We start from the raw sequence: 12,599 nt of genomic DNA on the forward strand, positions 1-12,599 counted from the left end.
TCGGCGAAGCCGGGGTGGTTGAAGTAGTGCCGCAGCTTGTCCAGCCGGATCTCGCTGTGGACGGCCGCGCTGGCGTCGTGGAGGTTCTCGCGGTACTGCCGGCAGGAGGAGTACGACGCGTAGGCGCTGGTGGTGAACACCGCCGCCCGCCGCACCCCGTCGGCCTGCATCCGCCGCAGCGTGTCGGCGAGGTAGGGATCCCAGTTGCGGTTGCCCCAGTAGACGCCGATGTCGACGCCGTTCGCGGCCAGGTCGGCGCGCAGCGCGGCCAGGAAGGCCCGGTTCTGGTCGTTGATCGGGGACCTCCCCCCGAAGCGGTAGTAGTGCTGTCCGACCTCCTCGAGCCGCTCGCGGGGGATCCCGCGGCCGCGGGTGACGTTCTCCAGGAACGGCACCACGTCCTCGGGCTTCTCCGGGCCGCCGAAGGAGAGGAACAGCAGCGCGTCGTACGGCGAGACGTCCATGGCCCTCATCGTATTTGCTTGGCCATGGCGAGGTCCCTCGCCCTAGGGTCTGGGCAACATGACCGTGAGCACCGTCGCACGCAGCCTGTCGCCGTACCGGCGCGTGCTCGCCGTCCCGGGCGCGCTGGCGTTCTCGCTGACGGGGCTGCTCGCCCGGATGCCGATGTCCATGGCGAGCATCGGCATCGTGCTGCTCGTCCAGCAGGCCACCGGCAGCTATCGGGTGGCCGGGGTGGCCTCGGCGGCGTACACCGTCGCCGAGGCCGGCCTGGGGATCGCGCAGGGCCGGCTGCTGGACCGGATCGGGCAGGGCCGGGTGCTGGCCGCGGCCGGAGCGCTGTTCGGCGTGGCGATGGCGCTGCTGATCGTCTGCGTCGAGGCCGGCTGGCCGCGCGGGCTGGTCTACGTCTTCGCCGCCGCGGGCGGCGGCACCCTGCCCACGATCGGCTCGAGCGTGCGGGCCCGCTGGTCCCACGTCCTGGGGACGGGCCGCGAGCTCGCGACGGCGTTCGCGCTGGAGTCGGTGGTGGACGAGATCGTCTTCCTGATCGGCCCGATCGTGGTGACGGCACTGGCCACCGGCTGGAGTCCCGCCGCCGGCCTCGGCATCGCGGTGGTGGCCTGCGTGACCGGCACGCTGCTGTTCGCCACCCGTCGGGACACCGAGCCGCCCGCGCACCGGCACGACGCGGCCAGCGGACCTCGACCGCCGATGCCCTGGGCGACGGTCGTGCCGCTGGCGGTGGTCTCGCTGGCGCTCGGGATGCTCTTCGGCGCCACCGAGGTCGCCACGATCGCGTTCACCGACGAGCACGGCCACCGCGGGCTGGCCGGCCTCACCCTGGCCTCCTGGTCGGTCGGCAGCCTGCTCTCCGGGCTGGTCACCGGACTGGTCAGCTGGCGCAGCGGCCCGGCGACCCGACTGCGCTGGGGCGCGCTGGCGATGGCGCTGGGTGCGGTGCCGCTGCTGTTCGCCGGCTCGATCCCGGTGGTGGCCGCGCTGCTGTTCGTGGCCGGCTGGGGCATCGCTCCCACGATGGTCTCCTCGGTCTCGCTGATCGAACGGTCGGTGCCCTCCGGCCGGCTGACCGAGGGGATGGCCATCCAGTCGACCGGCGTCATCGGCGGGGTGGCGCCCGGGGCGGCGCTGGCCGGGGTGATCGTCGACGCACACGGCGCCTCGGCGGCGTACTGGCTGCCGGTGGCAGCGGGCTTCACCGCGGTTCTGGCTGCGCAGCTGTTGCCGCGGGCCGCCCATGTAACACGCTGTTCGGTGCACTAGAAGGCCGTTGCAACGGCCTTCTAGTGTCGTGGACAGCGTGTTACAGGTCCCGGCCCGGGCTAGGGTCGGCGCGTGACTTGGAGCAACTGGTCCGGCCTGGAGCACGCCACCCCGTCGCGGGTGGTGGCGCCGGCCTCGGCGGAGGAGATCGCCGCGCAGGTGGTGGCGGCGCGGGCGGCGGGCACGACGGTCAAGTTCACCGGCACCGGGCACAGCTTCACCGGCATCGCCTCCCCCGGCCGCGGCGTGCAGCTGTTGCCGACCGCGCTGACCGGCATCACCGCCGTGGACCGGGAGGCGATGACAGTGACGGCGTACGCCGGGATGCGGCTCAAGGATCTCAACGCCGCCCTGGCGGGGCTCGGCCTGTCGCTGCACAACATGGGCGACATCGCCGAGCAGACCCTGGCCGGGGCCGTCTCCACCGGCACCCACGGGACAGGTGGGGTGATGGCGGGGCTGGCCGCCCAGCTGGCCGGCTTCACGCTGGTGACCGGCACCGGCGAGATCCTGGCGTGCTCCCCCGACGTCAACGCCGACGTCTTCGACCTGGCCCGGGTGGGCCTGGGCGCGCTGGGCATCCTGGTCACGGTGACGTTCCGGGTCGAGCCGCTGTTCGCACTCGAGGCGGTCGAGGAGCCGATGTCGTGGGAAGAGTTCCACGCGTCCTTCGACGATCTGGCCGCCGGCGCCAACCACGTGGACGCCTACTGGTTCCCGCACACCGACCGACTGCTTACCAAGCGCAACAGTCGGCTGGCCTCGCTCGACGAGATCGAGCCGCTCTCGCGGGCAAGGGCCTGGTTCGACGACGACTTCCTGCAGAACACGGCGTTCGGCGCCCTCACCGCCGCGGCCAACCTGGCGCCCGGGGTGATCCCGCGGATGAACCAGATGAACGCCTCGCTGCTCTCCGCCCGGACCTACTCCGACATCGCCCACCGCGTCTTCACCACCCAGCGTCGCGTCGTCTTCCGGGAGATGGAGTACGCCGTCCCGCGCGCCGACGGGCTGGCCGTGCTACGCGAGTGCCGCCGCCTCCTGGACCGCTCCGACCTGCGGATCTCCTTCCCGGTCGAGATCCGGGTCGCGCCTGCCGACGACGTGGCGCTGTCGACCGCCTACCAGCGCGACTCGTTCTACCTGGCCTTCCACACCCACCGGGCGGCCGAGCACCGGGCCTACTTCGCCCTGATGGAACCGGTGCTGCGGGCGGCCGAGGGCCGGCCGCACTGGGGCAAGCTGCACACCCTGGACAGCACCGCGCTGGCCTCGTCGTACCCGCGCTTCACCGACGTGCTCGCGCTGCGCGACCGGCTGGACCCCGACCGGGTCTTCGCGAACGACTACCTGCGCCGGGTGCTGGGGCCCTAACTCGGGCCTAGACCGACGCCGGCCCCTGCGGGGCCGGGGCCTGCCAGTGCCGCCAGATGGCCAACAGCCGCCACACCGCCACCACGATCGCGCCCGCCAGCGTGACCGGCAGGTTGTGGTACCCCAGCTTCAGACCGAGGACCGCGACGGCGGAGCCGGCGGTGGCCGGGATGGCGTAGAGGATGCCCGGGCGCAACACCAGCGGCACCCGACCGGCCAGGACGTCGCGGATGATGCCGCCGCCCACGCCTGTCACCATCCCCATCAGCGTGGCCGGCAGGAAGCCGAGTCCGAAGTCGACCGCCTTGAGCGCCCCCGCCGGCGAGAACAGCGCAAGCCCGAGCGCGTCGACGACCAGCATGGTGCGTTCCATCCGCCCCAGCGTGGGGTGGTACCAGAACGTGATCAGACCCGCCCCGACCGGCACCAGCAGGTAGCGCCAGTCGGCCAGCGCGGCCGGCGGCGTGGCACCGATGAGCACGTCGCGCAGGAACCCGCCGCCGAGTCCGGTGCACATCGCCAGCACGATCACGCCGAAGACGTCCAGCTCCTTGCGCACCGCCACCAGCGCGCCGGAGATCGCGAAGACGAAGATGCCCACCAGGTCGAGTACGACGAGGGTGGCGGGCTCGTGGGTCGGCACGTGGAGATCGTGTCGGGGCGAGGCACCAGAAACCACGAGGCGCGCCGGTGCGTCACGCCGAATCGCCGCACCGGCTGGCGTAGGCTGACCAGCACCATGTCGGCCGAAGAACTGCCCCTGACGCCGCCGGCCACCGAGCCGGCCCGGGACGGGGACACGCGTCCCATCTCGGTCAGGATCGCTTCGGTCAGCCGCGATGGCCAGCGGGTGCTGCTCGTGGACGAGACGGGCCGCGAGTTCAGCCTCGAGATCGACCAGAGGATCGATCGGAAGCTGCCCGCGCGCACCACCCCCACCCTGCCTGCCCGCCGAACGGAGGTCCCGATGGAAAGCGCCCTGCGCCCCCGCGACATCCAGGCCCGGATCCGCGCCGGCGAGAGTCCCGAGGCGGTCGCCGAGGCCGCCGGCAGCACGGTGGAGAAGATCATGCCCTTCGCCGCGCCCGTGCTCGCCGAGCGCGAGCACACCGCCGAGCGCGCCCAGAAGGCCTCGGTACGACGCCGGCCCGGCGAGCCCTCCGCGGTCCGCACCCTCGGTGACGCCGTCGCCGCCCGGCTGCGCGGCTTCGAGCTCGAGCCGGACGCCGTCGCCTGGGACTCCTACCGCCGCCACGACGGCCGCTGGAAGCTGCTCGGCGCCTACGACCTGCCGGCCCGCTCCGGCATCGCCGAGCTGACCTACGACCTGCCCGGCAACTACGTGTCGCTGGACAACGACGACGCCCGCTGGCTGGTCGGCGACCAGCTTGAGGAGCAGCAGGCGCCAGCCCCGGTGCGCGACGACCTGGAGGCGGCCCGGCAGCGTCGGCTCCAGCCGGCCGAGCCCGCCGCGCCCGCCGGACCTCAGGGCACTCAGGCGCCCACCGACGAGCCGGAGCCCGAGCCGCAGCCGGCCGCCGAGAACGAGCCCACCGTGGAGACCCCGCTGCTGGACACGCCGGTGGAGGCCTACCTCTTCGACGAGCCGGCCCAGGCGGCACCAGCCGCCCCGGCGACCCCGACCGGCGCGGAGCACGAGGCCGAGCCGGAGCAGCCCGCCGCCCCGCGCCGTACCAAGCGGAAGGGTCGCGCGTCCGTCCCCAGCTGGGACGAGATCATGTTCGGCGGCGGTCGCTCCGACTGACCGCCCCGCAGAAAACAGCTGACCTGGTCGACCGACACGCCGGCGTGTCACCCGACCGAGTCAGCTGTTTTCTGTCACTCCGGCCGGCCGTCAGTCGAACGGCAGCGGCTCGGCGCCCAGCGAGACGGCCCGCGCCCGGCCGGCCGTCATTCGACGGCGGTGGTGCTGGCGGCAGAGCACCTCGTAGGACACCACGCCCGGCTCCTGGGCCGACGGCGCCTGCTCCTCGGTGTCGCCGACCACGATGACCTCGCCCTCGGTGACCATGATGCCGTCCTCGACGCGGGCGTTGTGGGTGGCCCGCTTGCCGCACCAGCACAGCGCCTCGACCTGGAGCACCTCGGTGCGGTCGGCGAGCTCGACCAGCCGCGCCGAGCCCGGGAAGAGCCGGGTGCGGAAGTCGGTGAGGATGCCGAAGCAGAACACGTCGATCTGCAGCTCATCGACGATCTTCGCCAGCGCGTCGACCTGCTCGGCGGTGTAGAACTGCGCCTCGTCGCAGATGAAGTAGTCGATCCGCGCCCCGTGGGTGAGCGCGTCGACCGTGTAGCGCCAGAAGTCGAACTCCGGCGACACCTCGATGGCGTCGTGCGTCAGTCCCAGCCGGGAGGAGACCATCGCCGAGCCGGCCCGGTCGTGGGCGGTGAAGATGAGACCGGCCAGGCCGCGGGCGGCCCGGTTGTGGTTCGTCTGCAGGGCCAGCGTGCTCTTGCCCGAGTCCATCGCACCGGTGAAGAACGTCAGCGAAGCCACCGGCGCATCCTAGGAGACCAGCAGCGGGATCAGCATCTCGTCCGGGGTCAGGGAGCCGTGCAGCCCCACCAGCGTGGTCTCGTAGGGGAAGTCGGCGCTGGAGACCACGGCGTAGTCCTCCTTGGCCGCCACCACGACGTCACCCAACCGCGGCCACACGGCGGGTACGACGGGCCCGAACCAGCCCCGTGCCACCGCGTCCTCACGGGTGAGCACCTCGGCCCGCTCCCCCATCACCTCGGTCCAGGTCGCCACCACGTCGGCGAGCGCGCCGCGGGCGCAGTAGAGGTGCCGGAACCGGGCCTCGCCGCCGAGCAGCGCCAGCCCGTCGCGCAGCTCCAGGTGCTCGTCGACGTCGATGCGGCGCTCCGGGGCGGAGTCGACCATGCCGTGGTCGGCGACCACCAGCAGCCGGGTGGTGTGCGGCAGCGCGTCGCGCAACTGCTCGGCCTCGGCGTCGATCATGGACAGCTGCTGCAGCCAGGGCGCCGAGGAGACGCCGTGCCGATGACCGGTCCAGTCGAGGTCCCCGTCGTAGAGATAGGTCAGCGAGCAGGGCTGCCGGGATGCCTCCACCGCGCCGGCGATCCGCTCGCCGACCTTGTCGGCGCCGACGAACTCCGCGCCCCGGTGCGCGGCCACCGTCAGCCCGCTGCCGTAGAACTCGCGCTTGTTGACCAGCGTCACGCTCGCACCGGTGTCGGCGAGCCGTTGGAACGCCGTCTTGTTCGGCTGCCACTCGACCGGGTCGACGTCCTTGGGCCACTGCAGCGCGTTGATCAGGTGGTCGGTCCCGGGCACCCGCGACGTGTAGCCGACCAGCCCGTGCGAGCCGGGCGTGAGCGCGGTGCCGAGCGAGGTCAGGCTGGTCACCGTCGTGGACGGTACCCCGGCGGTGCCGGGCTCGCTGTGCGCCAGCAGGGTGGACAGGAACGGCGCCGCGTGGGCATACCGCTCCAGCAGCCGGGCGCCGAGCCCGTCGATGAGCATCACGACGTACGACGGCGCCTCGGGCAGCTCGAGCACGCTCCCTGCGCCGCAGCCCAGGGCCTGGGCGATCGCCGGCACGACGTCACCCAGGGAGCGCTCGCCGTACGCCGGCGCCACGAAGCTCATCGGCGCCTCACCCGCGCTGGGTGCGCGCCGAGAGCGCCGCCGCGAAGGAGAGCAGCCCGCTGACCGCGTCCGCGCCGTCGGCCGTCGCCGAGACCCGCAGCGAGAAGTCGTCGGAGGCGAGCGTGCCGGTGTAGCCGTGGTCGGCCTCGCAGTTGGGGTCGGCACAGCCGGCCGGCTCCAGGTCGAGCCGCCCGATCGCGCCCCAGCCGATGGTGAGCACGGCCTCTGCCGGCCGCCCCGGGCCCTTCGTGGGATTGGCGATCATCCGGGTGACGACCACCGACTTGACCGCGCTCAGCGACACCGCCTCGGTCGAGGTCGAGGTGTACGGCTCGGGGAGCAGGTCGTCCCCGGCGTGCTCGTCGGTGTGCGCCAGGATCAGCCGGGTCGGGGTGAGCACCAGGACGCTGAGGTGGCGGCGTACTTCGTCGTGCTCGAACGTCGGCTCGTGGTGCACGAAGTAGGAGACCACGCGCTCCCCGGCGACAGCGGTCGCGACGCCGTCGGCGACCACCTCCGGGTAGTAGCCGGTGCGGTCGATGGCGCCCCGCAGCTCACGGCTCTGGTCGACGTCGGTGTTGCTCATGCACGTCCTCGCTTCGCTGCGGGCGCGCATGAGGCACGACCGCGCTGCCTTGAATGATTCGCTCGCTGCCGCTCACTCATGCCCGGAAGTCTCTCACCTGTCAGGACGGCAGCGTGTCCGCGGCCGGGGCGGTCATGCGGCGCACGAACCAGTCCGAGCGCGGGTCGTCGACCGGTTCGACCCGCGCACTGGCGGTCAGCACCGCGGCGCCGTGGGTGCCGGCCAGCACCAGGCTCAGCTCGAGCGAACTGACCTGGGGCAGGTCGTTCTGCAGCTGTGAGACCCGCCGGATCAGCCGTTCCACCTCGTCCACGTCGACCACGTCCGCGCCGCGGTAGCCGAACAGCAGCGGGGCCGCCTTCACCTCACGCACCATCGCGGCGGCGTCGCGCCGGCTCAGCGGCGGAATCCGGAACGACCGGTCCCCGACCAGCTCCGAGAGCGGGCCGGCCATACCGAAGGAGACCACCGGCCCGAACAGCGAGTCCTCGCTGCTGCGGATCGTGACGGGTACGCCGCCGGGCGCGTTGCGCTGCACCACGAACCCGGTCCGCCCGGGCTCGCCGATCGACTCGACCAGGAAGTGCCAGGCCTCGGTCATCTCACCGGGCCCGAGGACGTGCGGGACGACGTGGGCCTGGTCGGGCCGCTCGCGCAGGTGCTCGGCGGTCGCCTTGAGGACCACGTCCCAGCCCAGCTCGGCGCCGGCCGCGATCGCCTCCTCGACGCTCCCCACCGGGATCGCCGGCCACAGGTCGATGCCATAGGCGCCGAGCAGCTCGCTGAGGTCCTCGGCGTTCAGCTCGCCGCCGGCGGGCCGCTCGGCGAGCGTGCGGCTGACCAGCGTGCGCGCGGCCACCAGGTCGACCTCGTCGGCGACCTCGGGCGGCCCGTCGGGGGTGCGCAGCCAAACGGCGTACTCCACGACCTTGGCCAGTGCCCGCACGGCCGACTCCACCGAGGAGTACGACGGCACCGAGCCGCGGCCGGCCGTGGAGCCGGCCACGTCGGGCACCCGGAGCAGCTCGGGGACGCCCTCGGCGCCGAGGAAGGAGGAGACCAGCGGCTTGTCGGACTGCTCGCCGACGGCGGCCAGCACGTTCGCGATCTCCTCGCCGGAGACGTTGAGGGGCGGGATGTAGACCGCCACCACGGCGTCGACGTCCGGGTCGTCGATGGCCGCGTCCAGGGCGTCCTCGAAGTCCTCCGCGGTCGGCTCGGCGGGCAGCGCGACCTGCTTGTTGACCGCCAGGCCCACGCCGGCGGCGGCGTCGGCGGCGAGCAGCCCGAGTGCGTCGGAGTTGCCCACGATCGCCACCCGGCGCCCGCGCGGCAGCGGCTGGTGGGCCAGCAGCTGGGCCACGTCGAACATGTCCTCCAGGGTGTCGACCTGCAGGATCCCGGCCTGGCGGAACATCGCATCCACGGCCTGCGGCGGGGCGGCGATGCGGCGCACCATCTGCCCCATCGGCACGCCCTGAGTGGTGCGGCCCGAGCGGACCGCCACGATCGGCTTGCGCAGCGAGACGCGGCGGGAGATCCGGGAGAACTTGCGCGGGTTGCCGATCGACTCGAGGTACATCATCACGACCTCGGTCGACTCGTCCTCCTCCCAGTACTGCAGGAGGTCGTTGCCGGAGACGTCGGCACGGTTGCCCGCGCTGACGAACGTCGACAGGCCCAATCCCCGGTTGTTGACCTTCTCCAGGATCGCGCTGCCGAGCGCGCCGGACTGGCAGAAGAACCCGGCGCGACCGCGCGGCGGCATCGTCGGCGCCAGCGAGGCGTTGATCGAGACCTGCGGGTCGGTGTTGATGATGCCCAGTGCGTTCGGGCCGATCAGCCGCAGGCCGTAGGAGCGGGACAGCCCGACCAGGCGGCGCTGGCGGCGGCGGCCCTCCTCGCCTGTCTCGGCGAAGCCGCTGGAGATGACCACCAGGCCGTGCACGCCCTTGGCGGCGCAGTCGAGGACGACGTCCTGCACGGCCTCGGCCGGCACCGCGACAATGGCCACGTCGACCTGGTCGGGGATCTCCGCGACGGACTTGTACGCCGGCATCCCGGAGACGGCCGCGGTGTTCGGGTTGACGACGTACACCCGACCGGTGAAGTCGCCGGTGACCAGGTTGCGGACCAGGACCTGGCCGATCGTCTCCTGGCGGCGGCTGGCGCCGATGATGGCGACGCTGCGCGGGTTGAAGAACCGGTTGATCGAGGCGGCCTCGGCCTCGTGCTCACGCGCGGCCAGCACCCCGATCGCGGTGTCGGTGACCTCGATCGGGAACTCCAGCGAGATCACGCCGTCCTCGTAGCCGCTGGCAACCTTGTAGCCGGCGTCGCGGAAGGTCTGGATCATCCGGTGGTTGTCGGGCAGCACCTCGGCGACGAACTTGGCGATGCCGCGCTCGCGGGCCGCCTGGGCGAGGTGCTCGAGCAGCAGCTGGCCGATCCCGCGGCCCTGGTAGGCGTCCTCGACGAGGAACGCGACCTCGGCCTCGCCCGGCGTGACCACGTCGTAGCGTCCGATCGCGATCATCCGCCCGCGCAGGGTCAGGACGAACGCCACCCGGTCGGTGTAGTCGACCTCGGTGAAGCGGTGCACGTCGCGCTCGGAGAGCACCGGCATCGGCGAGAAGAACCGGTAGTACTTCGACTCGTCGGAGACCCGCGCGTAGAACTCGACCAGCAGCTCCTTGTCGTCGGGCGTCACCGGCCGGATGTGGGCCGTGCGGCCGTCTCGCAACAGGACGTCGGCCGCCCAGTGGGCCGGGTAGCCGGGGTGCTCCGGTGCGTCCTGCGAGGTCACGGCGCCAATCTACGGGACAATGCCCACATGGCACGCGGCAAGACCCGGCAGGAACTCCCCGACGACGACTTCGAGGAGCACATCCTCGACATCGACGTCAGCGACGAGATGCGCACGTCGTTCCTGGAGTACGCCTACTCGGTCATCTACTCCCGGGCGCTGCCCGACGCGCGCGACGGTCTCAAGCCGGTGCAGCGCCGGATCCTGCACACCATGAACGACATGCGGCTGCTGCCCGACCGCGGTCATGTCAAGAGCGCGCGCGTCGTCGGCGAGGTGATGGGTCGGCTGCACCCCCACGGCGACAGCGCCATCTACGACGCCCTGGTGCGGATGGCGCAGCAGTGGTCGCTGCGGCTGCCGATGGTCGACGGGCACGGCAACTTCGGATCCCAAGACGACGGCCCGGCGGCGATGCGGTACTGCCTCACCGGCGACACCCGGGTGCGGATGGCCGACGGACGGTCGGTGCGCATCGACCACCTCGCCGACATTCCGGAGAACTCCGAGCTCGACGCCGACTACGAGGTGCTCGACAAGGACGGCAAGACCGCCAGGGTGAGCAAGGTCTTCAACTCGGGCAAGCACCCGGTCAAGCGACTGACGACCCGCAGTGGCCACGCGATCCGCGGCAGCCACAACCACCCGCTGCTGTGCCTTGTCCCGGTCGCCGGCGTCCCGATGTTCCAGTGGCGACGACTCGACGAGATCACCCCCGGCACCGTCGTCTGCCTGGCGCGCAACGCGTGGACCACCGCCGTGCCGATGGCCTACGAGATGCAGCTCGGCACGCTGCTCGGCGGCTGGGCAGCCGAGGGCTTCTCGAACGAAGAGCGCGCCGGTTTCACCAACACCGATCTGGAGTTCTTCGAGCTCGTCCGGGAGGCGTACGACGCCCTGGTCGGCGGCACCCGCTACATCTACGACCGCCAGCTGCGGCGCTCGGGCAAGCAGATCTACGGGCTGGACGTCCAGAACCTGGAGTCGTTCCGCGAGAGCCCGCTGGCGCACTTCATCGGCCAGAAGGCCGCCGACAAGACCATCCCCGACCTGATCTGGGTGAGTGGGCCTGGCGCCAAGCGTGCCTTCTTGATGGCCCTCTTCGAGGGCGACGGCGGCGTCCACGAGGTGGCCGGCAACTCGATCACGATCCAGTACTCCACCTACAGCCGGCAGCTCGCGGCCGACGTCCAGGAGCTGCTGCTGGAGTTCGGCGTCCACAGCAACCTGAGCGTCTACGAGCGCGGCGAGCACCGGATCGTGATCTCGGGGCTGCACAACCTGCACGCGTTCGCCGAGCGGGTCGGGTTCTTGACCGAGAAGCGCCGCAAGCTGGCGAGCCTGCTGCAGGACGCCCCGCGCTACCGGCACCGGCTCTCCCGGGACTTCGCGCCGTACGTCGCCGACTACGTGCGGTCCACGTTCGGTCCCGGCCGCGGCACCGGGTCGACGTGGTTCGAGCAGCACAACTTCGACCGGTTCGAGCGCTGGCAGGCCGACCGCAGCCTGATCGCGACGAAGTTCAAGGACCCGGAGACCTTCGCGGTGGTCGCCTCGATCATGGACTCGGGCTACCGCTTCGTTGAGGTCGCCTCGGTCGAGGACCAGCCGGCCGAGACGGTCTACTCGATCCGGGTCGACAGCGAGGACCACTCGTTCCTCGCCGGCGGCTTCGTCAACCACAACACCGAGTGCCGGATGGCGCCGCCCGCGGTGGCGATGACGGCCAGCATCGACGAGAACACCGTCGACTTCCGGCCCAACTACGACGGCCGCGAGCTGGAGCCGGTGGTGCTGCCGGCGGCCATCCCGAACCTGCTGGTCAACGGCGCCTCCGGCATCGCGGTGGGGATGGCGACCAACATGGCGCCGCACAACCTGGTCGAGGTCGTCGCCGCCTGCCGGCACCTGATCACCCACCCGAAGGCGGAGCTGGAGGAGCTGATGCGGTTCGTCCCCGGCCCCGACCTCCCCACCGGCGGCACCATCGTCGGCCTGGACGGCATCAGGGACGCCTACGCGACCGGCCGCGGCACGTTCAAGATCCGCGCCACCGCCCGGGTCGAGCCGGTCGGGCGCCGTCAGGGCATCGTCGTGACCGAGCTCCCGTACGGCGTGGGCGCCGAGAAGGTGATCGAGCGGATCAAGCAGCTCGTGCACGCCAAGAAGCTGCAGGGCATCAGCGACATCACCGACCTGACCGACAAGGCCAACGGCACCCGGCTGGTGATCGAGGTCAAGAACGGGTTCGTGCCCGAGGCGCTGCTGGAGCAGCTCTACAAGCACACCCCGCTGGAGGACTCCTTCGGCATCAACAACGTCGCCCTGGTCGACGGCCAGCCGCGCACGCTGGGGCTCAAGGAGCTGCTCGAGGTCTTCCTCGGCCACCGCTACGACGTGGTCCGCCGGCGCAGCCAGTTCCGCCGCGACAAGGCCGCCGCCCGGCTGCACCT

Annotated in this window: 10 protein-coding genes; 4 read left to right on the forward strand and 6 right to left on the reverse strand. The window is 71.8% G+C overall.

Annotated features, from left to right (window positions below; translation table 11 throughout):
- On the reverse strand, positions 1-464 hold a 464-nt coding region (locus tag VHA72_RS05530; protein ID WP_325573443.1), incomplete at its 3' end, for a ferrochelatase.
- 58 nt (positions 465-522) lie between these two features.
- On the opposite strand from VHA72_RS05530, the gene VHA72_RS05535 reads away from it, so the two are divergent.
- Positions 523-1,746, forward strand: coding sequence for an MFS transporter (locus VHA72_RS05535; protein ID WP_325573444.1), 1,224 nt, complete (start codon positions 523-525; stop codon positions 1,744-1,746).
- 72 nt (positions 1,747-1,818) lie between these two features.
- The gene (locus tag VHA72_RS05540; RefSeq protein WP_325573445.1) at positions 1,819-3,120 is read left to right on the forward strand and encodes an FAD-linked oxidoreductase, L-gulonolactone oxidase family; all 1,302 of its coding nucleotides are present in this window, start codon (positions 1,819-1,821) and stop codon (positions 3,118-3,120) included.
- Between the two features lie 7 nt (positions 3,121-3,127).
- On the opposite strand, the gene VHA72_RS05545 is transcribed toward VHA72_RS05540, so the two are convergent.
- On the reverse strand, positions 3,128-3,763 hold the full coding sequence (locus VHA72_RS05545; RefSeq protein WP_325573446.1) for a trimeric intracellular cation channel family protein: 636 nt from the start codon (positions 3,761-3,763) through the stop codon (positions 3,128-3,130).
- 96 nt (positions 3,764-3,859) lie between these two features.
- Here VHA72_RS05545 and sepH point away from each other — a divergent pair, with 96 nt between their 5' ends.
- The gene (sepH, locus tag VHA72_RS05550; protein ID WP_325573447.1) at positions 3,860-4,885 is read left to right on the forward strand and encodes a septation protein SepH; all 1,026 of its coding nucleotides are present in this window, start codon (positions 3,860-3,862) and stop codon (positions 4,883-4,885) included.
- Between the two features lie 90 nt (positions 4,886-4,975).
- On the opposite strand, the gene VHA72_RS05555 is transcribed toward sepH, so the two are convergent.
- From VHA72_RS05555 to VHA72_RS05570, 4 genes are all read right to left on the reverse strand, one after another.
- Complete coding sequence (locus VHA72_RS05555; RefSeq protein ID WP_325573448.1) at positions 4,976-5,638, reverse strand: thymidine kinase; 663 nt, start codon at positions 5,636-5,638, stop codon at positions 4,976-4,978.
- A 9-nt stretch (positions 5,639-5,647) separates the two neighbouring features.
- Positions 5,648-6,754 carry an alkaline phosphatase family protein gene (locus VHA72_RS05560; protein ID WP_325573449.1) on the reverse strand — a complete coding sequence of 369 codons (1,107 nt, stop codon included), beginning with the start codon at positions 6,752-6,754 and terminating at the stop codon, positions 5,648-5,650.
- A 7-nt stretch (positions 6,755-6,761) separates the two neighbouring features.
- Positions 6,762-7,340 (reverse strand): DUF5998 family protein, encoded by a 579-nt coding sequence (locus tag VHA72_RS05565; protein WP_325573450.1) that lies wholly within the window; start codon positions 7,338-7,340, stop codon positions 6,762-6,764.
- A 100-nt stretch (positions 7,341-7,440) separates the two neighbouring features.
- Positions 7,441-10,146: a bifunctional acetate--CoA ligase family protein/GNAT family N-acetyltransferase gene (locus VHA72_RS05570; RefSeq protein WP_325573451.1), complete on the reverse strand. Its 2,706-nt coding sequence runs from the start codon at positions 10,144-10,146 to the stop codon at positions 7,441-7,443.
- 27 nt (positions 10,147-10,173) lie between these two features.
- Between VHA72_RS05570 and VHA72_RS05575 the strand changes: the two genes are divergently transcribed.
- The coding region (locus tag VHA72_RS05575) for a DNA gyrase subunit A (RefSeq protein ID WP_325573452.1) at positions 10,174-12,599 on the forward strand (2,426 nt) is incomplete at its 3' end.

Origin of the sequence: Nocardioides sp. (assembly GCF_035547795.1) — a bacterium.
Classification (GTDB): Bacteria; Actinomycetota; Actinomycetes; order Propionibacteriales; family Nocardioidaceae; genus Nocardioides.

Coding starts and splice junctions, on each gene's coding strand:
- sepH (WP_325573447.1), top strand. CDS start 3,860: ATGTCGGCCGAAGAACTGCCCCTGACGCCGCCGGCCACCGAGCCGGCC.
- VHA72_RS05565 (WP_325573450.1), bottom strand. CDS start 7,340: ATGAGCAACACCGACGTCGACCAGAGCCGTGAGCTGCGGGGCGCCATC.
- VHA72_RS05560 (WP_325573449.1), bottom strand. CDS start 6,754: ATGAGCTTCGTGGCGCCGGCGTACGGCGAGCGCTCCCTGGGTGACGTC.
- VHA72_RS05535 (WP_325573444.1), top strand. CDS start 523: ATGACCGTGAGCACCGTCGCACGCAGCCTGTCGCCGTACCGGCGCGTG.